Origin of the sequence: Bdellovibrio sp. HCB2-146, assembly GCF_047345725.1 — a bacterium.
Lineage (GTDB): Bacteria > Bdellovibrionota > Bdellovibrionia > Bdellovibrionales > Bdellovibrionaceae > Bdellovibrio.
In genome coordinates this window covers 1321572-1347969 of record NZ_JBLEQP010000002.1, presented here as the reverse complement: position 1 = coordinate 1347969, position 26398 = coordinate 1321572, and the positions used below count along the sequence as shown (strand labels likewise).

22 protein-coding genes are annotated in these 26398 nt (G+C 45.1%); 15 read left to right on the top strand and 7 right to left on the bottom strand.

Annotated elements, in window-relative coordinates; all coding sequences use genetic code 11:
- Positions 1–77: 77 nt before the first annotated feature.
- From ACLWOR_RS17380 to ACLWOR_RS17360, 5 genes are all read left to right on the top strand, one after another.
- Positions 78–641 carry a hypothetical protein gene (locus tag ACLWOR_RS17380; RefSeq protein WP_413942081.1) on the top strand — a complete coding sequence of 188 codons (564 nt, stop codon included), beginning with the start codon at positions 78–80 and terminating at the stop codon, positions 639–641.
- A 50-nt stretch (positions 642–691) separates the two neighbouring features.
- Complete coding sequence (gene infA, locus ACLWOR_RS17375; protein WP_413942080.1) at positions 692–910, top strand: translation initiation factor IF-1; 219 nt, start codon at positions 692–694, stop codon at positions 908–910.
- 44 nt (positions 911–954) lie between these two features.
- Positions 955–3336 (top strand): helix-hairpin-helix domain-containing protein, encoded by a 2382-nt coding sequence (locus tag ACLWOR_RS17370; protein ID WP_413942079.1) that lies wholly within the window; start codon positions 955–957, stop codon positions 3334–3336.
- A gap of 209 nt (positions 3337–3545) precedes the next feature.
- Positions 3546–4937 carry a TldD/PmbA family protein gene (locus ACLWOR_RS17365; protein ID WP_413942078.1) on the top strand — a complete coding sequence of 464 codons (1392 nt, stop codon included), beginning with the start codon at positions 3546–3548 and terminating at the stop codon, positions 4935–4937.
- Complete coding sequence (locus ACLWOR_RS17360) at positions 4937–6280, top strand: TldD/PmbA family protein (RefSeq protein WP_413942077.1); 1344 nt, start codon at positions 4937–4939, stop codon at positions 6278–6280. Before ACLWOR_RS17365 ends, ACLWOR_RS17360 begins: the two co-directional genes overlap by 1 nt.
- A gap of 57 nt (positions 6281–6337) precedes the next feature.
- Here ACLWOR_RS17360 and ACLWOR_RS17355 read toward each other — a convergent pair whose 3' ends face one another.
- Together ACLWOR_RS17355 and ACLWOR_RS17350 are read right to left on the bottom strand one after the other, a co-directional pair.
- Complete coding sequence (locus ACLWOR_RS17355) at positions 6338–6940, bottom strand: hypothetical protein (RefSeq protein WP_413942076.1); 603 nt, start codon at positions 6938–6940, stop codon at positions 6338–6340.
- A 130-nt stretch (positions 6941–7070) separates the two neighbouring features.
- Positions 7071–7856: an HAD family hydrolase gene (locus ACLWOR_RS17350; RefSeq protein WP_413942075.1), complete on the bottom strand. Its 786-nt coding sequence runs from the start codon at positions 7854–7856 to the stop codon at positions 7071–7073.
- A gap of 191 nt (positions 7857–8047) precedes the next feature.
- On the opposite strand from ACLWOR_RS17350, the gene topA reads away from it, so the two are divergent.
- The 9 genes from topA to ACLWOR_RS17305 all read left to right on the top strand — a co-directional run bounded on the left by topA (position 8048) and on the right by ACLWOR_RS17305 (position 21464).
- Positions 8048–10756 carry a type I DNA topoisomerase gene (topA, locus tag ACLWOR_RS17345; protein WP_413942074.1) on the top strand — a complete coding sequence of 903 codons (2709 nt, stop codon included), beginning with the start codon at positions 8048–8050 and terminating at the stop codon, positions 10754–10756.
- A 71-nt stretch (positions 10757–10827) separates the two neighbouring features.
- A complete protein-coding gene (locus ACLWOR_RS17340) occupies positions 10828–11730 on the top strand; it encodes a hypothetical protein (protein ID WP_413942073.1) in 903 nt (300 codons plus the stop codon).
- Between the two features lie 114 nt (positions 11731–11844).
- A complete protein-coding gene (locus ACLWOR_RS17335; RefSeq protein ID WP_413942072.1) occupies positions 11845–13863 on the top strand; it encodes a S41 family peptidase in 2019 nt (672 codons plus the stop codon).
- Between the two features lie 294 nt (positions 13864–14157).
- Positions 14158–15252, top strand: coding sequence for a thiamine pyrophosphate-dependent dehydrogenase E1 component subunit alpha (locus ACLWOR_RS17330; RefSeq protein WP_413942071.1), 1095 nt, complete (start codon positions 14158–14160; stop codon positions 15250–15252).
- The gene (locus ACLWOR_RS17325; protein ID WP_413942070.1) at positions 15252–16307 is read left to right on the top strand and encodes an alpha-ketoacid dehydrogenase subunit beta; all 1056 of its coding nucleotides are present in this window, start codon (positions 15252–15254) and stop codon (positions 16305–16307) included. Before ACLWOR_RS17330 ends, ACLWOR_RS17325 begins: the two co-directional genes overlap by 1 nt.
- Positions 16307–17146 carry a class I SAM-dependent methyltransferase gene (locus ACLWOR_RS17320; protein WP_413942069.1) on the top strand — a complete coding sequence of 280 codons (840 nt, stop codon included), beginning with the start codon at positions 16307–16309 and terminating at the stop codon, positions 17144–17146. Before ACLWOR_RS17325 ends, ACLWOR_RS17320 begins: the two co-directional genes overlap by 1 nt.
- 269 nt (positions 17147–17415) lie before the next feature.
- Positions 17416–18222: a penicillin-binding transpeptidase domain-containing protein gene (locus ACLWOR_RS17315; protein ID WP_413942068.1), complete on the top strand. Its 807-nt coding sequence runs from the start codon at positions 17416–17418 to the stop codon at positions 18220–18222.
- Positions 18223–18334: 112 nt separating this feature from the next.
- On the top strand, positions 18335–19072 hold the full coding sequence (locus ACLWOR_RS17310) for a tRNA-uridine aminocarboxypropyltransferase (protein WP_413942067.1): 738 nt from the start codon (positions 18335–18337) through the stop codon (positions 19070–19072).
- A 118-nt stretch (positions 19073–19190) separates the two neighbouring features.
- Positions 19191–21464 carry a hypothetical protein gene (locus tag ACLWOR_RS17305; protein ID WP_413942065.1) on the top strand — a complete coding sequence of 758 codons (2274 nt, stop codon included), beginning with the start codon at positions 19191–19193 and terminating at the stop codon, positions 21462–21464.
- Between the two features lie 6 nt (positions 21465–21470).
- Here ACLWOR_RS17305 and trhA read toward each other — a convergent pair whose 3' ends face one another.
- Entirely contained in the window at positions 21471–22109 is a 639-nt protein-coding gene (gene trhA / locus ACLWOR_RS17300) for a PAQR family membrane homeostasis protein TrhA (protein ID WP_413942064.1), read from the bottom strand.
- A 120-nt stretch (positions 22110–22229) separates the two neighbouring features.
- Here trhA and ACLWOR_RS17295 point away from each other — a divergent pair, with 120 nt between their 5' ends.
- The gene (locus ACLWOR_RS17295; protein ID WP_413942063.1) at positions 22230–23369 is read left to right on the top strand and encodes a murein L,D-transpeptidase catalytic domain-containing protein; all 1140 of its coding nucleotides are present in this window, start codon (positions 22230–22232) and stop codon (positions 23367–23369) included.
- 56 nt (positions 23370–23425) lie between these two features.
- On the opposite strand, the gene ACLWOR_RS17290 is transcribed toward ACLWOR_RS17295, so the two are convergent.
- The 4 genes from ACLWOR_RS17290 to ACLWOR_RS17275 are packed head-to-tail and all read right to left on the bottom strand — an operon-like array spanning position 23426 to position 26221.
- The gene (locus ACLWOR_RS17290) at positions 23426–24286 is read right to left on the bottom strand and encodes a hypothetical protein (protein WP_413942062.1); all 861 of its coding nucleotides are present in this window, start codon (positions 24284–24286) and stop codon (positions 23426–23428) included.
- Positions 24287–24331: 45 nt separating this feature from the next.
- Positions 24332–24847, bottom strand: coding sequence for an orotate phosphoribosyltransferase (gene pyrE / locus ACLWOR_RS17285; RefSeq protein ID WP_413942061.1), 516 nt, complete (start codon positions 24845–24847; stop codon positions 24332–24334).
- 16 nt (positions 24848–24863) lie between these two features.
- Positions 24864–25178, bottom strand: coding sequence for a divalent-cation tolerance protein CutA (gene cutA, locus ACLWOR_RS17280; protein WP_413942060.1), 315 nt, complete (start codon positions 25176–25178; stop codon positions 24864–24866).
- Between the two features lie 2 nt (positions 25179–25180).
- On the bottom strand, positions 25181–26221 hold the full coding sequence (locus tag ACLWOR_RS17275; protein ID WP_413942059.1) for a CNNM domain-containing protein: 1041 nt from the start codon (positions 26219–26221) through the stop codon (positions 25181–25183).
- Positions 26222–26398 lie beyond the last annotated feature (177 nt).

The following is a 26398-nucleotide window of genomic DNA, read 5'->3' as shown; positions in this document are numbered from 1 at the left end:
CACCGGGTGATAGTATAAACCTGCACTATTGACACTTTTCGATCATTTCTCACCTTTAATTTGAGAGAGGAACTGAGATGGCAAAGAAGGCAGCAAAAAAGGAAGCACCTGCGGCAAAAGCAAAGAAAACTGCGAAGCCGGCAAGTAAACCCGCTGTAAAAGCATCTGCGAAACCAGCACCAAAGGCGGCAGCGAAAGCTCCTGCTAAAAAAGAAGCAAAACCAGCTCCGGCGGCAAAGCCAGTGGCTAAGAAAGCTTCTGCTCCTCCAGCTCCTCCTCCGCCAGCAAAGGTCGCAAAACCTGCAAAGCCTGAGGCAAAAATCGAAAAGCCTGCCAAAGAAGAAAAGAAAGCGAAAGCTCCTATCGTTGAAGAGGAAGCAGTCGCTCCTAAAAAAGAGAAAAAAGCTAAAATTGATAAAACAGGTATGTCTGAAGACCAGCTTCGTTGGGCAGAACTTCATGAAAAGTACAAATCTGTAAAAGCGAACGCTTATAGCATTGGCGGCCAATTTGAAGCGAAAACTCCGATCTCGCATAAGATTTTTGGCTGGGGATTTATTCTTTCCAATGAATATGACCGCCTGGAAGTCTTGTTTGAAGATGGAAAGCGAATGCTGATCAGCAATAGGAAATTGTCATAGGGCAGAATTCTATTGCAAGGCCTTAGAAACTGACCTAAAAATTTACCTGCATGGCAAAAGAAGATTTAGTACAGATTGACGGAAAAGTGGTCGATGCACTCGCTGGGGGCATCTACAAAATCGAACTCGATAACAAAGCGGTCATCAACGCAAAACTTTGCGGAAAAATGAGACGTTTTAATATCAGAGTTGTGGTCGGAGACAGAGTGAGCGTAGGGGTTTCTCCTTACGATCCAACTCATGGTCTGATCATGTTCCGTCATAAGTAACTGATTTAATCGTTCAACCTATTCCAATTAAATCTAGAGGTTCTATGGATCAGACTCTTCAGAGTTATTTGGCTCGTATTGTCCCAACTGTATCAGCAAAGTCCGCACAGGCCGTGATCGAACTTGCTGCAGAGGGCGCGACCGTTCCTTTCATCGCTCGTTACCGTAAAGAGAAAACAGGCAATTTGGACGAAGTTCAAATTCGCGGCGTTATCGAAGGTCATGAGACTTTCAATGAAATCGTGAAGCGTAAAGCCTTTTTGATCAAAGAAATCGGCGAGCAAAACAATCTTACAGCTGAAATTCAAAAGCGTATCGAGCTTTCTTGGGATTTGGGTGAGCTTGAAGAAATCTACAAGCCGTTCAAGAAAAAGAAAAAAACAAAGGCGACAATTGCCCGCGAGGCTGGTTTGGAACCTTTGGCGCAATGGATTTGGGACATGGGTCATGGCACGTTGAAAGACGACACGACTATGGAAATGAAGGCGAAAGCTTTCTTGAATCCAACTGCGAAGATCGTTACATACGAAGAAGCGCTTAAGGGTGCTCAAGACATCATCGTTGAGAAAATTGCCAATGATGCAGATCTTCGTGCCATGGTTGCAAAAAACTACAACGAAAAAGGTCGCGTGATCGCGAAAGCGGCAAAAGGCTACAAACCAAACTCGAAGTTCGAAATGTACAAAGAGTTTGAAGAGCCGGTGAAGACTCTTTTCGATTCTAAAAACAATCATCGTTACTTGGCGATGCGCCGTGGATGGCAAGAGGAAGAATTGTCTGTCGATGTGAAAGCAGATGACGAAGACAATTTGAAATCTTATGAAAAATTCGCGACGTCGACTCCAGATAATGCGATCGGCGAGTACTTGAAACAATGTGCGCGTTTGGCATTGAACGTTTACGTGTTGCCATCGGTGGTGAACGAAGTTCACCGTATGTTGAAAGAAAAAGCAGACGAAGACGCTATTAAAGTTTTCGCTGAAAACGTTCGTCAAGTTTTGTTGGGCTCTCCATTCGGACCAAAATGCGTTTTGGGCGTGGATCCAGGTCTTCGCACAGGCTGTAAAATTGCGTTGATCGACAAAGGTGGAAACTTTATTTCTCACACAGTGCTGTACACTTTGGGTGACGGTGCCGAACAAAAAGCGAAAACTCTTTTTGGTGAAGTGATGAAGCAAATCACGATTGAAGCAATCGCTGTAGGTAACGGAACTGCAGGTCGTGAAACTGAAGCTTTCATTCGCAAAATTTTGAAAGAGCTTGGTAAAAATATTCCAGTAGTGATGGTGAATGAATCGGGTGCCTCTGTGTACTCGGCTTCAGAAGCTGCTCGCCAGGAATTTCCAGATTTGGACGTCACTGTTAAAGGCGCGATCTCAATCGCTCGTCGTTTGCAAGATCCACTGGCAGAACTTGTTAAGATTGATCCTAAATCTATCGGTGTTGGTCAGTATCAGCATGATGTCAGCCAAACTCAGTTGAAAAAATCTTTGGAAGCAGTCGTTGAGTCTTGCGTGAATAACGTGGGTGTCGATGTAAATACGGCTTCTGCGGCGTTGTTGTCGCATGTAGCGGGTATTGGTCCGGCACTTGCGAATGGTATCGTTGAGTACCGTAAGAAAAACTTGTTTGCAGATCGAACAGAACTTTTGAAAGTTCCAAAATTCTCTGCAAAAGTTTTCGAACAAGCAGCAGGTTTCTTGCGTATTCCAGCCAGCAAACAAGTCTTGGATTCAACAGGAATCCATCCGGAACGTTACCAAGCGGTGACGGACATGGCGAAAGATTTGGGCGTTGGTTTGTCTGAGATCATCGGTGAAGGTGCGAAAAAGCTTCTTGCTTCTCGTACAAAATGGGCTCAATTGGTCGGTGAATTTACATTCGACGACATCGTAAAAGAACTTGAAAAGCCAGGACGTGACCCTCGTGATCCGTTTAAAGCTTTCCAATTCCGCGATGACATTTTTGAAGTGAAAGACCTTCAAGAAGGTATGATCTGTCCAGGTATCGTAACAAACGTAACGAATTTCGGTGCGTTCGTAGATATTGGTGTTCACCAAGATGGTCTTGTGCATATTTCTGCTTTGTCTCACAAGTTCGTTGATGATCCACGTAAAGTCGTGAATCCAGGCGATCATGTGACTGTTAAAGTTTTGAAAGTTGACCAAGTTAAGAATCAGATTTCTCTTACTATGAAGATGGATGATGCTCCTGAAGCAGCAGCTCCTCGTGGTGAGCGTCGTCCGGATCAAAACCGTGGTCCAAGACCGCAAGTAGGTGCTTCGGCTTCTAAAGGAAGCAACCGTGCACCAGCGGGCGCTCCGGGCAAAGGTCCTGGAACGGGTGGAGCAAGACCTCAAGCAGGTGGATCTCCGTTTAACAATCCGTTCGCGGCGTTGATGAACACGAATACTAATAAAAAATAACTAAGGAGAACTAACATGGCAGTAAAAGGAAAATCTAGAAAAGGTATCCGTCACTCAAAAAAGAGACTTCTTAAAAAGAAAAGAATGTATAAAGCAAAAATCCGTAAGTAGTAACTGACGGTACTTGCAAAAAGCCCCGCCGAAAGCGGGGCTTTTTATTTTGTGAATCCTCGCAAATCCGCTATCCTCAAGAGATCTAGGAGGTCCACGTGATTATTCAACCTCACATCCTTTCCAAAGCCATCGATGCTGCACTTTCAACCGGCGCTGACTTTGCCGACATCTTTGTCGAAGAAACTTATTCCAGCGTTTTAACTTCCCTAAATGCCAAGCCTGAAAATGCTGTTGTCGGAACATTGTATGGTGCGGGTATTCGTCTGTTCTTTGGTCATGAGATTGTTTACGTTACAACAAATGATTTGTCTGAGGCCGGAATGGTAAAGGCCGCTTTGCAAGCAGCTCGTAGCAAAGGTGATGCTTCAAAAATCTATCAACCTAAAGAACTTCTCTATACTCCCGTTGATTCCATTCACACTTTTGGCGACAAGCCTTGGGAAGTGAACCGTGAAAAGAAGTTTCACTGGCTTAATTCTTTAGATCAATATGCTCGTGCGCGCAGTTCTTTGGTGACGGTTGTTGAAGGGCACTTAAACGAAAAATTCCAACGCGTGCAGATCGCGAATTCTTCAGGCCTGCATAAATACGATGAGCGTGCTTATGCTCGTATCGTCAATTCAACTTATGTGGAAGACCAAGGAAATAAAGAGGTGACCTTTGATAATGTCGGGCACATGGGAACTTCTGAGCTTTTCGATCAAGTTGATTTGAAGAAGCTCGTTGAAAACAACGTCGATCGCGCTTTGTTGTTAGCAAAATCAGAATACGCTCCGGCAGGGGATATGCCTGTTGTGATTGATAACGGATTCGGTGGTGTTTTATTCCACGAGGCCTGTGGGCACGGACTTGAAACAACGTCTGTTGCGAAAGGTTCCTCTGTATTTAATGGCAAACTCAATGAACGTATTGCCGCTGACTGTGTGTCAGCGATTGATGACGGCACAATTGCGAATGGTTGGGGCTCGTTGAATGTCGACGATGAAGGTCGCGAAACAAAGAAAACCACTTTGATCGATAAAGGTATTGTGACTTCTTATATTGTCGATGAAATGGGTTCGCGCCAAACCGGCTATGAAGCAACGGGCAGCGGTCGTCGTCAGTCTTATAAGTTTGCTCCGGCGTCTCGTATGCGTAATACGTACATCGCAGCTGGCCCACATAAGTTTGAAGAAATGATTCGTGATATTGACTACGGTCTTTACGCGAAAAAAATGGGCGGCGGTTCTGTGAATCCTGGAACGGGTGATTATAACTTCCAAGTTCAAGAGGCCTACATCGTTCGCAATGGTAAAATTGAAGAATCCGTCAAAGGTGCCTGCTTGATCGGTCGTGGTATTGATACGCTTGGTAAGATCGTAAAGGTCTCTGATGAATTACAATTGGCGCCAGGAATGTGCGGCTCTGTCAGCGGAACACTTCCAGCAGCTGTCGGTCAGCCTCAGATTTTGGTTTCTAGCCTCACAGTCGGTGGGAGAGCGAAATAATGGATACAATTAAAAATCATTTCCAAAAAATCGTCGAACAAGCTCGCCAAGATGGCGCCAAGGTTGAGTTGCTTTTATCAGGCGGGGAGAACCTCAAGCTGGGATATCAAAAAAGCAAACTTGAAACTTTTGAGTCAACGCAATCTCAGGTTGCGGGCTTTCGTGTGATTTTGAAATCCGCGCAAGGGTATGCTTATACGGAAAATCTGTCTTACGAGTCTTTGCTTCGCACATACAAAGATGCATTGGCGAATGCGCAGACTCTGGGTGAGAAATCCAAAGATGAAGTTCCATTGATGAAGCCGTCGCAAATTCAACCGATGAGTCATCTTTTCCGTGAAGAGAATATTCCCATGGAAAAGAAAATGGAGGCTGCAAAAACACTCGAAGAAGCTTGCTTTAAAGCAGACCCTCGCGTGCAAGCAGTTCCGTATTGTTCTTTCAATGAAAGCGTTAGCTTCTATCGGATTTTAAATTCGGAAGGCCTAGATCATGAATTCCGGCAAAGTTATTACTCAGGCTATTCGTATCCTATCGTGAAAGACGATACGGGATCAAAAACGGATTATGAAAGTTTCTTTGCTCGTTCATTTAACGATATCAAGGCGCACGAAGTCGCTGAGACGTCCGTTAAGTCTGCTGCTTCACGCTTGGGAGCGCAGAAACTGCATACAGGAAATTATCCAGTTGTGATCGATCGTGACGTGTTCACCACGTTTATCACAATGATCACGGATTATTTCTCAGCAAAAGAAGTCGATGAAAAGCGTTCTCTTTTTGTGGGCAAGCTTGGGCAGAAAATTGCCGACGAGAAATTCAATCTGATCGATGATCCATTCAATGAACGCGGTACGGGTGTTCGCCCGTTTGACAGTGAAGGCGCGCCTTCGCAAAAAACTGTGTTGATCGAAAAGGGCGTTCTTAAAAATTTCCTCACCAACCTTGAATATGCCCATAAAATGAAACTTCCGCACACAGCCCATGCCTACCGTGGTCCTTCAAGTTCAATGGCTATTGCGCCGACGAATTTGGTGATGGAAAAGGGAACAAGCTCGCTCCATGATCTTTTAAATCGCCCGGGCAAAGTCATTCATATCACGAATTTGAATGGAGCTTTGCACTCTGGATTTAAAGAGGGCACAGGTGACTTCTCTTTACCAGCCGAAGGTTTCTTGTATGAAAACGGAAAACTGGTGGGTCCTATTGACCAGTTTGTCATGTCGGGAAATATCTTTGATGTTCTGGAGAAAATCGAAGCTCTGGGGAATGAATACAACAAAATCGGAAGCTCAATTATGACTCCGGATGTGTTGGTTCGTGAACTGAGTTTTGCGGGGGCTTAATTTATCCCCATAAGAAATATCTGATGCGCGAGATGCGCATCAGATATTGAGATTAACTTAATATGGAAAGCCAATTTCGATTGGCGTTTGGTTTGGTAAATATTCTCGTCCCTCTTCTGCTGCAGACATATCTGGACCCCACTGCGTAAAGTGCACCATAAGTTTTCCGTGCTTTTTAGTCAGATATATAAATGAACGAGCGGATCCATTTCGTTCTGGAATGTAGGCGTGAAAGCTAATGCGTACACTGGATTCAATATCGCATTGACCTTGAGTCGATTGTTTGAGTTTCTGTTCCAAGTTCTCAAGTAAATCTAAAATTGCGGCTTCATCGAGGGTAAACGTGTTACCCGCAGGCACGATGGAAGAATCAATTCGCTTTGACTCAGAAAACGATTCATAGATGTACGGAGCAAACGGATCATAAGGAACATTGGCCGTGCGAGTGAAGCACTTTTTCCAAGTTCCGAATATTTTTGAGTTGCTGTCGGAAGTAAATGCGGATGCAACAACATACTCGATGCTCAACTGGTAATTGGAATAATTTATTTGCTTCAAACGGTCTACGGCATTTCCCATTTGAATAGTTGTCGGCGCTGCAAATGCATTCACTGTTGCAAGAGTCATCAAGAATACTGCTACTATAGAAAAGGTTTTCATAATATCTCCGTTTTAGTTTTTTAAAACGGAGATGAATCTACAGGGACAACATCAAAACCGAAAGCGGCTTTATAAGATTTATAGGGAAATTTGATGACAGCTTTGCTGGAAATCTGTCAAAGCTGCTCACTTATTTGCTGGGAGCAGTCTGAAGAATGCGCTCGGCAATTTCTGTAAAACCAATTCCGCCACGAGCTTTCGCGACATAAGTGGGTTTGAGCTTCAATTGATCAATAAAATTTTGAATATTCGCCACCGCAAAACTGTGCGGGAAATAAGCAAACATCGGTTCGTCATTCGGTGAATCACCGCTAAAGCCGCAGACTTTTTTTGCTTCCTGTGCACTTACTCCAAATTCGCGTTCTAAGAAACGCAAGGACATTGTGAGTTTGTCGTATTGACCAAACCATCCGTTTACATGGATAGAAGAAACCTTGGCCTGAGCGCCGTGCGAATGGAAAATATCGACGATTTTCTGAACATCAGTTCGTGGAAGTGCCGGAACGTCTTCACAGAAATCAATGGCCAGATCCATCAAACGACAAAATTGATCGCTCGCTAAATCACAACCAGGAACTTTGCTTAAAATTTCAGCTTCAAGAGTTTTCAATTTCGCGCGGTTTTCTTTTTGAGTTTTCTCATCAAAGAAAAAATGGCGATGCATTTTGCGATTATGATAGCGGAAATAAAATCCGCCGTTTTCGCCGACGATTCCGCTAACAGGCCAGACGCGTGCGATCATCTCGCACCAGCCCGCCGGGCGACCGGTCACAGGAATGATGTGAACACCGGCGTGATGAAGTTTCCAAAGAGCTTCATAGGCTTCGGAACCCAAATGACCTTCATCAGTCAAAGTGTCGTCGATGTCGGTCAGAAGAAATTTTAGCGGGCTTGAAAATTCAGAAATCTGTTTCATATCGTGAATTTGAGTATAGCGAGAGATTCTCCTAAAGTCTGTGTTGATACGGAAAGTCAAAAATTAGACTTGCGCCTTCGCTTTTTCGGCTTCATGGTTCTGTCTATATATATAGTTGGGTGGCGCTTGGGGTTTCCCGGTTGTTTGCTCGACGCTTCGGCGCACGAGTGCGCCTGGTAAAAGGACTTTGAATGGCTAAAAAATCGGATTCATCATCGGGAACTAAGCTCGTCATCGTCGAGTCCCCGACCAAGGCCAAGACGATTCGTAAGTTTTTAGGCAAGGATTACGTCGTTGAATCCTGCATGGGTCATATTCGTGACCTTCCTCAGTCCGCAAAAGACATCCCTGAAAAAGTGAAAAAAGAGAAGTGGGCGCAGCTTGGCGTGAACGTCGATAAAAACTTCGAGCCCCTTTACTGCATTCCGAAAGATAAAACCAAGGTTGTAAAGAACCTTAAAGATAAACTTAGCGAAGCCTCAGAGCTCTATCTCGCGACCGATGAAGACCGCGAAGGGGAATCTATCAGCTGGCATTTACTTGAGGTTTTAAAACCAAACGTTCCGACAAAGCGAATGGTGTTCCATGAAATCACTAAGGACGCGATTCAAAAAGCTTTGAAAGATACGCGCGAAATCGATCTTAATCTTGTGCGTGCACAAGAAGCGCGTCGTGTCTTAGATCGTTTGGTGGGTTATACGATTTCTCCTCTTCTTTGGAAGAAAGTCGCTTACGGTTTGTCAGCGGGTCGTGTGCAATCCGTAGCTGTTCGCTTGATCACCGAGCGTGAACTTGAGCGTATCGCGTTTAAAAAATCATCTTACTGGGGTGTCCTTGCTGAGTTGGTGAAAGACGGCGTGAAGTTCGAATCACGTTTGCAACAATTTAAAAATCAAAGAGTTGCAACAGGTAAAGACTTTGATGGTCTGACAGGACAATTGGTTTCAGGTAAAGACGTTCTTGTCTTAGATGAAAAACAAGCGACGAAATTAGCAAATGAACTTCAAAGCGGCGCTTGGAATGTCACGGACGTTGAAGAAAAACCAACATTCCGGAAACCAGCAGCACCATTTATCACTTCGACTTTGCAACAGGAAGCCAATCGTAAATTAGGATTGAGTTCTCGTGAAACAATGCAAGTCGCACAAAAATTGTACGAGCAAGGTTTCATCACCTATATGCGTACGGACTCCACATTCTTATCGAATGAGGCGATCAATGCGGCTCGTGATTGTATCCAGGGAAAATACGGCAAAGAGTATTTGACTCCGCAGCCACGCAATTACGCTGCAAAAAAAGTCAAAGGTGCCCAAGAGGCCCATGAGGCGATTCGTCCTGCGGGCAACCAGTTCGTCGATCCAGACGATACAGGTCTGACAGGTACGCAATTCCGTTTGTATGATTTGATTTGGAAAAGAACTGTGGCATCACAAATGGTGGATGCTCGTCAAAAGCAAGTCAGCGCGAAAATCCAAGTGGGCGATGCCTTGTTTGGTGCTTCCGGCATGACGATTGAATTTGCCGGTTTCTTGCGTGCCTACGTGGAAGGATCGGATGATCCTGAAGCAGATTTGGCTGAACGTGAAGTGCGTTTGCCGGCGCTGAAAGTTAAAGACTCCGTGAAGTGTGCAAAGCTAGATCCAACTTCGCACGAAACAAAACCGCCAGCTCGTTACACAGAGGCGAGTCTTGTTCAAACAATGGAAAAAGAAGGTATCGGTCGTCCGTCTACGTACGCATCCGTTATCGGAACTATCATTGATCGTGGTTATGTGAAGAAAAACGGAACAGCTCTTGTTCCAACTTTCACGGCGATGATCGTATCAAAACTTTTGCGCAACTATTTGCCAGAGTATGTGGATCTTGGATTCACCTCTGGAATGGAACAAAGTCTTGACCATATTGCCGAAGGCGATTTGGATTGGGAAAAATATTTGGCATCAATTTACAAAGGCTCAAAAGGTTTGAAAGCTTTGGTCGATGATCAGGCTGAAAAAATTGATCCAGATGAAGCTCGTACCATGACGATTGATGGAATGGATAAATATAAATTCCACGTCGGTCGTTACGGTGCTTACTTGTCAACTCAACGTGACGGCGCTGATGTCAGTGCCTCTTTGCCAGAGAGCGAATCTCCTGCAGATATCACTCCTGAAATTGCGGAAAAATTAATTGATCAAAAAATAAACGGGGCGGACGCTCTTGGTAAAGATCCTGAAACGGATCAACCTATTTACGTCTTGAATGGTCGTTACGGTCCCTACGTGCAATTGGGTGATGTGACTCCTGAGGATGACAAACCAAAACGTGCGTCTCTTCCTCCGGGCACACAACCTGAGCAGGTTGATTTGAAAATGGCGTTGGATCTTTTGTCACTGCCAAAAACGTTGGGCAAACACCCCGGTACAGGCAAAGAAATCAAAGCTGGCCTTGGTCGCTTTGGTCCATTCGTTGTGCATGATGGTGACTATCGCTCGATTCCAAAAACAGACAGCATTTTCAATATCACCTTGGAAAAAGCGCTTGAGATGTTGAGCCAGCCGAAAAAGGGACGTGGTAAAGCGGCTCCTCTGAAAGAGCTTGGCAACCACCCTGATTCGGGCGATGCCATTCAGGTTTTGAACGGTCCTTATGGTCCTTACATTAAGAGCGGAAAAGTGAATGTTTCTCTACCTGAGGGTGTGACACCTGAAACCGTGACGGCCGAACAAGCCATCGCGCTTTTAAATGAAAAAGGTGTGACGGCGAAGGGCAAAGGGAAAGCCGCGAAAGGTGCTAAGGGCGCTAAAGCAGCAGCTCCAAAAGCCGCTAAAAAGACTTTAAAGAAGGCTGAGACCGCAAAGGAAAAGGCCGAAGCTTTAGGTGTCAAAAAAGTCGTCACTCGCAAGGCTAAAAAGTAATTTGTACAAGCCCCTTTTGGGGGCGCGTGCTTTTGTGTTAAATTAACCCTCATTCTTGTGAGGGTTTTTTTATGAGCGAGAGTCCCCCGAAGGGACAATTGGAACTAGGTATTAATCGCACACCGGAGAAGGATCGCAACTTCCATCTGGGCGGACGTAGTTTCTATTTCTTTGATTTCGACGACAACATCGCGTTCCTCACAACGCCTCTTGTTCTTTTTCATAAAGACAACAAATCTGAAGTACAAATTTCCAGCGGTGACTTTGCTCAGTATCATTCGTCGATCGGGGAGTCGGGTCCTTACGCTGACTACAAAATTGATTACTGTGACCTAACAGGTACATTCCGCAACTTCCGTGATTTGCAAATTGAAGAACTTGAAAAACTCCAAGGCAAACGACAAGTCTTTGTTCAAGACGTGATGTCCGCTCTTGGGATGCCTGACACACAATGGAAGGGTCCTTCTTGGGAGTGTTTCTATCACGCGGCTTTCAATCAACGTCCCTTGTCAGTAATCACGGCTCGTGGTCATCATCCGGAAACTTTAAAAGAAGGCATTCGTGTTTTTGTTCAGAAAAAAGTTTTACCGATTGAACCGAACTACCTAAGTGTTTTCCCGGTAAGCCACAAAGAAACGCGTGTACTTTTAGGAGATCCTGAATTCCGTGAAGGTACCGCAGAGTTAAAGCAGCGTGCTATCCGTCGCAGTGTTGAGCAAGCGATTGAAACTTACGGTTACAGTCCTCATCACCGCTTCGGCATGTCTGATGACGACCCCAAAAATATCCAATTAATTGCTGAAGAGATGACTCGACTTAAGGCGAGATTCCCGGAGATGTCGTTCTTTATGATCGAAACTCAGCACGGAAACTTCATCAAACACGAAATCAAAAACAATGGTTTGTTCACGAGTGAACGAAAAGAGGGTCTTTCTCAGCTTTCGTTCTTTGAATCAGACAGACCTAAGTCTTAGTGTCCGCTACGTCCTAAAATTGTTCCTTCCCTAACAAATAGAATGCTCTTGGGTAAATCTTTGCTAATCTATAGCAATTAGTCTGCTCCAACGGGGAGCCAAGGAAGGACCATCATGAGTTCACTGAGAACAGGTTTGAATAGTTTGATCATTGCGGGATCACTGACGATTGCCGCTACGGCGCACGCCCAATTGAAAGAGGGACTTGAGTGCCGCTATATGACGGTTATCGAGCAGGGCTTCCTTGCCAATCATGTGAAGTACACAAACCGCGATGCGGATCTTAGCAACCGTGTAGTGGAGCAATACCTTAAAAGAATCGATCCTTCCAAAATCTATCTCACAGCTGCCGATGCGGAAACTGTGAAAAGCACAATGGGAAATGTTTTTGAAAAAACAAAAAATCGTGATTGTGCATTCCTCAATACGATCCAAGCTTTGGCAGTAAAACGCGTTCAAGACCGTGCGACATTTGCGAAAGAATACTTGGGTAAGAATTTTAAATTTGATGAAAAGACAGAGTTTGCGTTTGACCCAGATAAAAAACCTTGGCCAAAAGATGCAAACGAAGCCAATGAGTATTTGAAAAAATACATCCAATTCCAAATCGGAAACTATCTTGCAACTGACATGAAGTTGGAAGAAGCCAAAAAGAATGTCGCAAAAAATTATGAAAGAGCTGTAAAACGTGCGCAAGAGACGAACCAAGACGATTTGTTCTCTGGTTATCTTGATTCTTTCGCCCGTGCTTTGGATCCACATTCAAGTTTCTTCTCTCGTGACGTGCTTGAAGATTTCGAAATCCAAATGCGTTTGTCACTTGAAGGTATCGGAGCGACACTTTCTTCTCAAGACGGCTTCACAGTTGTTGAGCAGCTTGTTCCAGGTGGTGCAGCAGCGAAATCTGGTTTGATTGAGCCGCAAGATAAAATCATCGCTGTTGGTCAAGATAAAGGACCAATGGAAAACGTGATCGACATGGATTTGAAAGACGTAGTTAAAAAAATCCGTGGTAACAAAGGAACGAAAGTTCGTTTGACGATCCTGCGCAAATCAGGCGAAGGCAAAAAACGTTTCGACATCGCTTTGACTCGTGAAAAAGTAAACTTGGAAGACGAAGCAGCGTCTATCATCTTCACTGAAAAAGAAATCAATGGTCAGAAGAAAAAATTGGGTATCTTGAATTTCCCAAGCTTCTACGCAGATTCCCGCCGTGGTGGCCGTTCTTCAGCGGCTGACATGAAAAAACTGATCAAAGAAGCTGTTGATAAAAAAGCAGACGGCTTGGTTCTCGATCTTTCAAATAACGGTGGTGGTTCACTTGAGGATGCAGTTAAAATCGCGGGCTTGTTCTTCCAAACGGGTAACGTGGTAAAACAATCTTCAAAAAATGAAGGCCGTGCCGAAGCCGCTCTTCGTGATGTGGATCCAACAGTTGATTGGTCAGGTCCACTTGTTGTTTTAACAAGCCGTATTTCGGCATCCGCTTCTGAGATCGTGTCTGGAACTTTGCAAGATTACAAACGTGCCGTTGTCGTGGGTGGAGATCACACTTACGGTAAAGGAAGCGTTCAGTCGGTACTGCCAATTCCAAATAACTTAGGCGCAATCAAAGTAACAGTGGGTATGTTCTTTATTCCAAGTGGTAAATCAACTCAGCACAGAGGTGTTGACGCTGATATCGTATTGCCAGGTCCATTTAGCACAGATGAAATCGGTGAGAAGTACATGGATTACTCGTTGCCACCGAAAACGATTGAAGCTTTCGTTTCTCCAGATGCTTTTGTTAAAGAAGGCCCTGGTGCATGGAAAGAAATCAAATCTGACTGGTTGAAAACCATGAAAGAGCGCTCTGAAGACCGCGTAAGCAAAAACGATGATTTCAAAAAAATCGTTGAAGAGCTTAATAAAGCGAAAGAACGCGGTAAAGTGATCCGCGTGAGCGAAGTGCTCAAAGACAAAAATGAAAAAGAGAAAAAAGATAAGGCGAAGAAGACTGCAAGCAAGGCTAAAAAGAATGAGGAATATTTGAAGCGTCCTGATGTTCAGGAAGCGGAAAACGTCCTTCTGGATTTGATCCAACTGGAAGAGGGTAAAACCCTGACAGTGCCGAAGCAAGCAAGCTCCAAATAAGTCTTAGGCGATCGATAAGTTGTTGTTAAGAGCCCAGGGGAAACTCTGGGCTTTTTTATTGGGGCAGATGAAAAGGGCCCAATCGACTGCGTTGTCGGGCCTTGTCCTCGCTCCGACGTACCTTCAGTACGCCTGCGCTGCGGGAAGCCCCTCCGCCTTGCGCTTGAACCCTTTTGATCTGCCCTGGTTCTTTATTGAATTGACGCATTGTGTTTGGTGGATTTAGGGGCGACAAAAAGGGGCGTTTTCGATTAGATAAAGACGCAAAATTACGTGTAAAATGGAGATCTTCTCATGTCGAAAAAGACTCATGGCAAAGCGACTGCAAAAGCTGCTGCCAAAAGCCCGGCAAAAAAGGCAACTGCCGCTAAAAAGCCGAGCACAAAGAAAGACAATTTCCAGGGACTATCTAAAGACATTCTTTTGAAGATGCATAACTTCATGGTGAAGTCCCGTGTCCTTGAAGAACGTTTGATCAAAATCTACAAAGCTGGTGAAGCTTACTTCTGGATCGGTGGACCCGGTGAAGAAGCATTCGGGGTTCCACTCGGAATGTTAACTCGTAAAGGTGAAGGTTTAGCTTACGATTGGTTGCACTTGCACTATCGCTGTACGCCAACGTTGGTCGCTATGGGACTTGAGATGATTGATTCTGTTCGTTTGATCATGAATCGTTCGACAGATCCTTCTACTGGTGGTCGTAACTTTGCTAATCACTACTGCTTCCCAAAATGGAATGTGGCGCCTGTGACTTCTCCAATCGAAGTTCAGTATCCTCTGGCTTGCGGAACAGCTCATGCACAAAAACGTTTCGGCAAAAAAGCTTTGTCGATCGTAACAGGTGGTGATGCGGGAACTGCTGAAGGTGACTTCGCATCAAGCCTTATCTTGGCTTCTCGTCCAGGTAGCGAATTGCCAGTTCTGATCACTGTTCAAAATAATAAAATGGGTATTTCGACTTCTTATGATGGCCAACATGGTGAAACGCATATCGCGGACCGTGCGGCGGCTTTCAATATTCGTTCACGTGTGATTAACGGTAACGATCCTGTTGAGACATACATCGCAATCCAAGAAGAGATGGAATACATCCGCAAAACAGGTAAGCCTTCATTCATCGAGGCTTACACGACTCGTTTGTACGGTCACTCTTCAGCAGACGGCGCGAATAAAAAAACTCAGATGGTAGATCCTGTGACGGTTTTTGAAGAGCGTTTGATCAAAGCAGGAATTTTGACTGCCAAAGATGCAAAGAAAATCTGGGATGACTACGAAGCAGAAGGTGTGGCCGCACAAGAAATTGCGCGCGGTGAACCAGCTCCAACTAGCGAATCTGTTTGGGATCATGTTTACGTTGGTAATGAAAATGCAGATTGGAGAAAATTCTAATGGCAAGCGTGGCACAGGCCATCAGAATGGCCCTTCACTATGGTGAAAAAAATCTCGGCGTTAAAGATATCTTCGGTCAAGACGTAGGCGCACCACTCGGTGGCGTATTCACGGCGACTCAAGGTTTGAAGACAGCATGGAACTCTCCACTTGATGAACGTGGTATCATCGGCATGGCAATGGGTATTGCGATGACGGGGGACCGTTGCGTGGCCGAGATCCAATTCGCGGATTATATTTTTAATACGATCGATCTTTTGAAAATCGCAGGGAATACTTTGTGGTGTACGAATGGTCAGGTTGAACTTCCAATGGTTGTGATGACTCCTGTGGGCGCAGGAATTTTTGGTTCCGTTTACCACTCGCACTCGTTTGATGCGTGGGCCTCTCGTTTGCCGGGTTGGAAAATCGTGATGCCTTCAAATCCTTTGGATGCATACGGTTTGATGTTGTCAGCTATCCAAGATCCAAATCCAGTTTTGTATTTGAAATCAAAAGCTTTGATGCGCCATAAAGGTGATGAGCTCATCCCGGGCGAACCAGCTGATGAAAAAGAATTAAAAGCGATGATTGATAAACCAGTTCAGAACTCTGACGGCTGGAAACCTCGTTGGCCGGAACTTGAGAACTATATGGTTCCAATCGGCAAAGGTAAGATCACGCGTGAAGGTGAACACATCACCGTTGTGACTTATTCTCGTATGGTTCACTTGTGTAACGAAGTAGCGGATCATTTGAAACAAGAAGGTCACTCTGTTGAGGTGATCGATCTTCGTTCGATTTATCCGTACGACTGGCAAATGATCAAAGACTCTGTTGCTAAAACAGGTCGTGTGTTGTTTGTGAACGAGGACACAGAAGTGACAAACTTTGGTGAGCATTTGGCTTACCGTGTGACTCAAGAATTGTTCTATCAATTGATGGCGCGTCCTCGTGTTCTTGCAGGTAAAAACTTGCCAGGTATTGGTTTGCATCCGAACCTTGAGAAGAACTCTGTGCCTCAAGCAAATGACATTGAAACTGCAATTCGTGAAGTACTGGCGGAAATTCCATAATGGCAAAAATGATGTCTCACAGAAAAAAAGTTCGTCGTCGTGTTGGTCGCAAAGATACTAAGACGGTATTTGATAAATATGATCTGTACCGTCGTGCGGTTCAATCAGCGGAAAACGACGTTCAATTTTTGCGTGATACATACAAAGAGCTAAAAGGAAAATCAGCTCGCGTGTTCCGCGAAGACTTTTGCGGAACATTTGCATTATCGACCGAGTGGATTAAGTTGAATCCTCGCCATGAGGCTATTGGGGTGGATCTTGATCCGGAGCCAATGGCTTATGGTAAGTCTCATTACTTCTCCAAACTAAAGCCTGAGCAGCAACGTCGCATGAAGTTAATCGAAGGCAATGTTCTTGATCCGAACTTGCCGAAATCAGATATCGTGGCGGCGATGAACTTTTCTTATTTCTGTTTTAAGAGCCGCGATCTTTTAAAGAAATACTTTGCCAATGCATATCGCTCTTTAAACAAAGATGGCATCTTCCTGACAGACATCTTTGGTGGCAGTCAGTGTTACGATGCTATTGAAGACACGATCAAGCACGACGGTTTTACGTACTATTGGGATCAAACAAACTTTGATCCGGTAACGAACGAAGCTCTTTTCCATATTCATTTCCGCGTGGGCGGTAAAAAGATCGAACAAGTTTTCACTTACGATTGGAGACTTTGGACGATTTCTGAGATCCGCGAAGTGATGCACGAAGTGGGATTCAAAAAGACCCATGTTTACTGGGAAGGAACTGCTAAAGACGGATCTGGCGATGGCAACTTCACACGTGTCGATCATGGGGAAGCTTGCGAATCTTGGATTGCCTACGTCGTCGGGGAGAAATAGTCGAGCGGTGAAAAAGGCCCATCCGACTGCGTTGTCGGGCCTTGTCCTCGTTCCGACGTACCAGGGGTACGCCTGCACTGCGGGAAGCCCCTCCGCCTTGCGGTTGAACCTTTTTGACCGCTCGAAAGAAAGTCCCACAGGGGCTGCTTCAACATGTAAAAGCTAAAAGCCCTTCACCAGTTCCGGATCGCGGTGTTCTTTTTGACAAGTTTGCCTCGAAAGTTTTCCTTTTCTCGACAGAGCTAAGCTTGCCTCTTAAGCTAATGGGCATGAAGACCATTCAAATTATTTCGTTCTTATTATTTCTTTCCATTTCTGCGCGTGCTGATGTTGATTTTAAAAAAGTGTTTCAAGATAGGGATGCGTGTTTTTTGATTTCTGATCTTGATACGGGGAAAGTTCTTGCTGAGTACAATCCTGAGCGTTGCAAGGTGCGTGTGACCCCTTGTTCTTCGTTTAAGGTTCCTGCGGCTTTGATGGCTTTTGAGAAGGGGATTTTGAAGGATGAGAATCAGGTTATTAAGTGGGATGGCGTTAAGCGGGGGCGTGCTGTTGAGAATCGGGATCAGACGGCTCTTACTTGGATGAGTGACTCTGTGAAGTGGGTTACGGAGTGGGTGATGCCTCAGGTTGGGCAAAAGGGAATCAAGAAGTTTCTCCGTGAATTTAAATATGGGAACGAGGATTTTTCAGGAGGGATGAAGGATGCTTGGGTGACCTCTAGTTTGAAGATTTCTGCTCATGAACAGAGTGCTTTTATGACAAAGCTTTGGAAAGAAGAGTTGCCTCTTTCAAAGAGAACGATGGCGCTCACCAAGAAAATTATTTTTATTAAAAAAATAGAGGGCTCTGAGCTGTATGGAAAAACGGGGACGGGGTGCCTTGTTGGTCATTCGTGTATGGATCGTCCTGATAAAATGATCGGGAACTTTGTAGGAGTTCTTAAATCCGGTTCGAAGACTTACGTTTTTGCTGCCAATGCATCAGACCTCAGAAATCAGGAAAGCCCCGCTGGTCCTCGTCTGAGAGAAACAACAATCGAAGTTTTAAAAGGAATGGGTTTGGTTCCTAATTAAGAGCGATAACTTCAATTTTGGTCCGGCTTGGACTTTTGGCTGAGTTTCTCGTGAAGAATGATTCTGTGAAGTCCTTTCCTATGAGATGCTTCAAGGAACTCTTGGAGCTCTGATGAATTTGCAACAGTACCTAGAACAAAGAAAACAACAGTCCGAAGCAACCCCATTATTTCGAGAACTTTGTTTGTCTTGTATCCAACCCCGATTTTCTTGTTATTGCCATCATATTGAGAAGTTTGATCCCAATATCGACTTCGTCATTCTGATTCATCCAATCGAAGTTCGTCGTCGTATAGCTACGGGTCGCATGTCGCATCTTTGTTTGGAGAATTCGTTTTTGATTCGTGGGCAAGATTACACCCACGATGCAAGCGTCAATGAGATCTTGTCGGACCCTAATCGCCAGTGCATGATTCTTTATCCAGGTAAGACTTCTCAGAATCTGACTCCGATGACTCAAGGGGAGCGCCGGGGACTATTTGATCAGACAAAGAAACTGACTTTGTTTGTGATTGATGGAACTTGGGCGAGTGCGATTAAAATGATGCGACAAAGTCAGAATCTTTTGAATCTGCCGCGCATTTGTTTTTCTCCGGAAAAGCCTTCTAATTTCCGCGTTCGTAAACAACCGCATGAAGGTTGTTATTCTACGATCGAAGCCATCCATCACACGATTGAACTTCTGGGTGAGAGTCAGGGCTTTGATGTTTCGTCACGTCAGCATGATAGATTGCTGCATGTTTTTGATTCGATGGTGGAGTTGCAGCTAAGTTTTATCAAAACAGCTGACGAAGTCGATGATCCAAAACGCTATCGAGTGCCGCGGTTTCTTTCTCGTAGGGCCGTCTAAAAATCCCGAGGACATGTTTCACTTTGAAACACTAGTCTTGTATGTCCGCAAGTTTAGAAGAAGGTTCAGTTCTCGCCTGTTTCCATGGTAAAATGGAAGCTCTTGGGAGTTTTTAAAAATGGATCGCCGTCGGTTCGTGAAGGGTGTGCTTTCATCTTTAGGAGTTATTTCTGTCGGTGTTTTCACCGCTCCGGCATCGTCGTTGGGATTCGTTGGACCACGAATGCTCCGCCGACGTATCGGCCCAGATAAACTTTATGTGTGGGGTTTTAATTACTACGATGCCCTGGGAGTGACGGGTCCAGATCGTGTTTCCACTCCCGTTTTGCAAACATCTTTTCAAAGTTCAGCACACAACTGGATTACGATTTCTCCAAGCCAATCGGCGACCTTCATGCTTAAGGGAGATAAAACCCTTTGGGCCGTAGGGACGGATTTATTTAATACGGGTGTGTTCGGTAACGGCACCGTCGGTGCTCAGGTAAGTTCTCCCATTCAAATCGGGACAGATGCTTGGATGTCGATCGCAACAAATGCATTGGGGGCTCTGGGCGTAAAACAAGACGGAACTTTGTGGACGTGGGGATCGAATCGCTATCAAACGTTCGGCTTTGCCACGGGCTCGTGGGCCGTTCCCAATCCGACATTCATCATGAATGCAAAAATCGGAAAATTTGATACGCATAAAAACACCACACTTGCGATCAACAGTTCAGATCAACTTTATGGTTGGGGAACGAATCGCGAAGCGCAACTTGGAATTGGCAATCGCAATAACCCCAGCAGTTTAGTCCTTGCAAATGCGGTCACCTGGGCGAAGTGCTCGGTAGGTAGAAACAGCAGTGCGTGCATCAAATTAGATGGAACGCTGTGGGCTTGGGGGCTTCGAGAAGATGGCTCTGTTCCTGATGGCAATACAGTGACTGCTTATATCTCAACACCTGTGATGGTCAGCTCTGAAGTGACATGGACTCATGTGGGAGTAGGTTTTGATTTTGGTATCGCACGAAAATCCGACGGCACCATGATGGGCTGGGGTTACAACTTTTCAGGCAATACCGGCGTGGGACTGACACCAGGCACGCATACGTATTCTCCGACTTTGATTTCCGGAACGAACTGGGCTTCGATTTCTGTTGGTGATGTTCATTTTCTTGCTCTCAAAAGTGATGGAACTCTTTGGGCATGCGGTGACAATGGGAATGGACAAATAGGAAATAACTCAGGCTTTGATACGTCAACTCCTGTTGCGATTGGTGCAAATACTTGGTCGCAAATCTCTGCTGGTTGGTACCACAGTCTGGGAATTCGCACGGATGGGACTCTCTGGGGTTGGGGATTAAATGCCGATGGGCAATTGGGGCAAAATCACACGAGCAACCGCAGCTCTCCTGTGCGAATTGGAACTGACTCAAATTGGATACGAATAGCAGCTGGAGGATATGCTTCGCTGGGAATTCGCAGCAACGGCACATTGTGGTGGTGGGGTTATTGTGGCGAGTGGAATGTCAGTGGAATTCTTCGCACGTCTTCACCCATTCAAATCGGATCTGATACCGACTGGCAGGAAATCAAAGCTGGTCAAATGACTTTCATGCTGCAAAAAACCAATGGCGATCTTTACGGTCTTGGTCTTGGTGGAATCGATGCGTGGGACTCTATCAACACCATGATTGAGCCATCGTATACAATGGGTAAGAAGGTCGAAGCTATTGTTTCAACTCCGGTGCAAGTGGGCACAGCGACGGATTGGAAGTATGTTGAGCTCGCAGAGAAGCAGGCTTTCGCGATTAAATCTGACGGCACTCTCCATCAGTGGGGTTGGATTATTTATGATTTTACGGACAACTATTCATACGAACGTTATTCAACACCTGTTCAAGCGGGCAGTGCCACAACTTGGAAAAAAGTTGTGTCAAAAGGAAGTATCCATCTCGCTTTACAAAATAATGGAACTATTTGGTCATGGGGAACGGCGCAGGAAGCTCTTGGCTTAGGGAATGCCGGAGATCAAGCCTTGCCGGTGCAGATCTCTTCACCTGTTGCAACGTGGACGGATATCGCTGTGTCTCAAGACGTTGCATTCGGAATTGCCTCAGATGGAAATCTTTATTCATGGGGCCCACAGGACCCAGTTCGTGGAAAAACAGGAGCGGCTGTGAGTACGCCTGTAAATACCAACACTGGAACTTGGTTGAAAGTTGCTGGTGGTGCGAAACACGCCATTGGAATTAAGAACAATCACACTTTGTGGGGTTGGGGATGGAATACCGACGGTCCGTTAGGAATAGGAAGTACCGCAGATCGTTCAACACCTGTGCAGTCAGGCAGTGCCACTGACTGGCGAAATGTATTTGCCGGGGGCCAGAAGTCTTTTGGTACTCGATGGTAGTTAAATTTAAACGACGTAAAGCCAGAGGCAGAGGTATTGACAGGTGCTGCCACCAATCACAAACAAATGCCAGATGCCGTGACCATGAGGAATCTTATGGTCGTTCAGCCACACGATAAATCCAATTGCGTAAGACAAAAATCCCAGCATGATCAGAGCAAAACCCCAGGTGTGAACTGCTGTCGCGAGTTGTTGCAGAACCGGAATTGCAAGTGCACTCATTGAAAGATAAATTAAATTTGAAATCGTACGGTGCTTGGATCTCAAGGCAAACTCTTGCAGAATTCCGATCGCGGCAAGAGCCCACACCGAAGCCAGAACCGTAAAGCCTTTGAGTCCGCCGATTGCAAGAATCATATAGGGCGTATAGTTACCCGCGATCTTGAGATAAATACCGATATAATCAAGCTTTCGGAACATGTCCTTCTTTTCACCACGACTGCCGTGATAAAGTGTGGAAATGATATAGATCCCAATCGTCGTCACGCCGTAAATAGCACAGCTTAGAATGCGAACGGGGTCTTGCTTGGAAATCGCGGTGGCCATCAGAACAAGCACTCCGCAGGCTGCAAAGAATATGGCGACTAAGTGGCTAAGTGTGTTGAAACGTTCCCCGTGGGCGATGGCTTCTATTCTTTTCCGCATAAAATAATTCTAATGTTGCTTAACAGGCTTCGCAAGATGAGGGCCCTTCCGAAGCGAGACTTTGGCCTAAAATCCTGCCCGGAAATTTGTGAGCTCACAAAAACCAGGTAGACTGAATTAATGTATACGAAGTTCATATTTCCTCTAACATTGGCATTGGCTCTGCCATTGCCAGGTCGGGCTCAGGTCTCTGTGAATCCGGTTTACTATCAAGCGGGAACTGTTCCAGCGGGGACCTACCTTGATGCGGCGACGGCCAATATGAATGCGTACTACATGCAAATGTCAGTACTGACTCCGCAAAACACGATCGCTCAAATGCAAAAATCTATGATGCAAACGCAGATTCAAAATCAAATGATGTTGATTGCGAGAGATGCTTTTCCCAGTTTAATGGGCGATACGAGCAAGAGCAAAAAAGAGCGCCGCTTGCGAACGCGTGAAGACCAAGAAACTCCTTACTATGATACGAAGCTTTATGAAACCACTCCGGAAACGCCGATAGAAGCCTCGCCGGTGCCGCCGACAAACCAAGAAGTTGTCGAGCAAGTTGATGTTTTGCAAAAATCTGTTGATAAGGTTTCAGGTGGTCAGTCTGTCACACAATCCACTGAAGACTGTAATAACGAAAAGCTGACAAGAACGCATAGCTATTCAAGCTGGGAAGATTATTTAAAAAATATCGAAGCCACGGCGAAAACAGCAAAACCTGCGATTTCAGCAAAGGCCGTGCAAAAGACTTTGGATTTTTTGAGAAAAAACAAAGAACGACTTGAACCGAAACTAAGAAATCGTGACTACGTTGTTATCAATGATTTTACTTTAGATAGTACAAATAAGCGCATGTTCGTTTTAGATCTCAAGAAAAAGAAAGTGCAACGCTATCTTGTGTCTCATGGGATTGGAAAAGGCTACCCCGACAGTAAAAAGACTCCAGCTATGTCCGGCCGTGATGGATCTTTTGAAACACCACCAGGTTTTCATGTGGTGGAAAACGAAGCCGCAATGAACGATAAAAAGCTTGTTCCTTTTAGTCCGACTAAAATTATCATGGATGGACTTGAGAGTCGCAATGCGAACTCGCGGGCGCGAACAATTGTTTTCCATGGTGGGCCTATTTCCCAAGATGAAATCAAACGCACTGGAATGCTTGGCTTTAGCAAGGGTTGCATTCAGATTCCTAAGCAAGACTACCAAGACATCAAGGATGGTTTGCAGGGCGGATCGCTTATGTATAATTTCGGTAGCCAGGATACTTAGGTGCGAATTTTGAAAATAAAAAAAAGGCTGGTCACCCAGCCTTTTTATTTTTCGTACTATTGAACTGGTGGAGGAGCAGGAAGTCTGCGAACACCACTGCCTGTTGGTTGCGGCTGACTTGGAGCTTGTTGGCGTGTTTGACCTGATGGTGGTTGGTAGCGTGTATCGATCGCACCACAAACTTCCATATTCAGATCACAAGAGTTTACCATCGCCTTGCACAGTTCTCCGCTTTCAAGGTCGGAGCGGTTCATTGTTTCGCGCATTTCATCGATACAGTCGCTTGTCGCCCATCCCTCGTCATTTCCTTTTAACAACTTGGAGGCTGATTTTTTCGAAGCATAACGTTTTGGAATATCATCGGTCGCAGCTAGAAACACCTGACGTCGTTCCGCGAGAGATTTGCCAATATGTCTTGAATCTTCAAACACGGCTTTAAAGTTGTCGATTTTTGTTTGCTCTTTAAATCCTGCAAAGCCCAGGTATTTCGCAAGCTCTGCAATGTCGGACTGACTTCTATCACGATCATTCGTGATGAATGATTTTACATAGCCCCAGTCAATGGACGATTTCTGAGTGCAAAACCCGTAAGCTTGAATTTGAGAAATTAAAACTCTCTGAAGGTTTTTAGCGGCGATATCGTGACGAACCGTGCTGTCGCCAGAACGGCTCGTATCGCCAGCGTTTAATTCACGGAAGCTTCGAGCGGCAGCAGCCATTGTCGCGAGAAGTCTTTCGGAAGGAACAACCTCTTTGCCTTTGCTGCGATAGTAATCTTGAATGCCACACGATACGCAACGCATAGGCATCAACTTCATTGTTGTGCTCTCTTCACAGTAGCGTTCATCAAAACCTGCAAACACGTGAACCGAAGAAAGTACCATCGCAGTCGCGAGGACTGTTGAAAAACGTCTCATTCCTTCTCCTCATAATTAAAACTGAAATCCAGTTTATATTATGACTTAGAAGTCTGATTTCTTAAAGAGCGGCGTAAGGGTGAGCCCGACTTCAGTCAGTTTTGGTTCAGGAAATTGAGGACCGCGATGGATAACGCAAAGAACGTGTTCCACTTGAGCGCCCAAAGAGCGGATATCTTGAGTAGAAATCACGACTTGGCCGCCGGTTGTGACGACATCTTCGACGACACAAACCTTTTTGCCTTTAAGGTCATAACCTTCGGCAAACTGGCAGGTTCCATATTCTTTAGCTTCTTTACGAATAAAAGCGACCGGCAGGCCTGTTTCCAAGCTTAGAGCTGTGGCGATAGGAATGCCACCCATCTCTAGTCCAGCTAACACTTCAGTTCCTGGAGGAATCAAAGGGGCCATTTGCTTGGCGATTTCACGAAGGAGGTGAGGCTGAGCTTCAAAACGATACTTGTCGAAGTACTCGTTTGAAACTTGACCGGAACGAAGTTTGAATTCGCCCGTTAAGTGGGCCACGTCGTAAATCTTTTTGGCGAGCTCTTGTCTTGTCATGTCCCTTTTTGTCTCACTAGGAGAGGCTTTGTGCAAGCCAAGACAAATAGGGTTCGTTGATTGCTGCGACAGGCAGACTCATTATGCAAGGGACGTTATATGGATGTAGTTCAGAAACGCGTTTTTCGATATTTTTTTGTGCGTCAGGGGTTTTCAAAGTTTTAAGGAGCAGGATATGCTCAGAGCTTGTCTCCAATTTTCCTTCCCACCAATAGTGGGATTCCATTCCCGGAATAATATTCGCACAACCAATGAGTTTTTCTTCTAAGAGAGTGCGAGCGATTTTTTCAGCGCACGCTTTGTCAGGGCAGGGAATATAAAACAAAAGCATGACTAGCTCCTGCGAAGTTTTTGTTTCCTTAATTGCCATTGCTCAAGAGCAAACTTTCTCATGTCGGCAACGGAATCAAGCTCATCAACGATTTCCACACCCAAAAGTGTTTCAACCGCATCTTCCAGGCTCACGATACCCGCAACGATACCGTATTCGTCCACGGCTAAGGCAATATGCTCTTTTTCCTTAATAAAATAATCCAGCACTTGCGAAACAGTCATGCGCTCCGGAATGCTTGAGATCGGAGAAAGAAGGTCACCGATTTTTTTATCATGTTGGTCATTAGAAAGAGCTTCATGAATTTTAAATCGGTAAGTCATGCCTGTGATGTTATCAAGACTTCCTGAATAAACCGGAATACGAGAGAAACGAATCGGTCGGTATTTGGTAAACACTTCTTCAACAGTGAGATTTTGATCCAAAGCAAAGAAAACTGAACGTGGAGTCATGATATCGGAGACATAGATTTTATCGAGCATCAAAAGATTCTTGATGATGTTCGACTCTTTACCTTTCAAAGTTCCTTCTTCAACCCCCAACTCTGCCGTCATCAGAATTTCTTCACGCGTGACTTCAGGATCTTCGGAGCGTTTCATAAAGAGCTTACCCAACCACTCTGACATCACGACCAGTGGATAAAGCATGATGATCATCAGCTGAATGCAATAAGCCGTAAATGGGATCAAGGCCTTCCAATGAGAGGCGCCAATTGATTTAGGAATGATTTCAGAAAGAACAAGGATGGCAAAAGTCAGAACGAAAGAGGCAATCGTGACAGACTCTTCGCCATACACAGCTTGGACCTGGTAAGCAATTGCTGCTGATCCCAACGTGTGTGAGAGAGTGTTCAGTGTCAGAATTGCTGAAATCGGACGATCGAGATTTGATTTCAAATGTTCTAACAATTTTGCGCTTCGCTTGTTTTCTTTTACCAGAACTGCGATGTAAGCCGAGGTGGAAGTCAGAAGGACGGCTTCTAACATCGAACATAGGAAGGAAATACCAAGGGTGGTGATGACTAGAACGATGATTAGGGTCATAAGGACTTCAAAGATGAAAAGTAAATTATCATAGAGATTTCAGTGTATCACAGGAGAGAAGCCCTCTGTCTATCAGACAATAACGCAAGTTATTAGGTCGTTGGTCTAGGTCCATAGTTTAAACTGTGCTTTATCAAGTCAAAACGCCTTATTTTGACCCTCAGTTCTTCACTCACA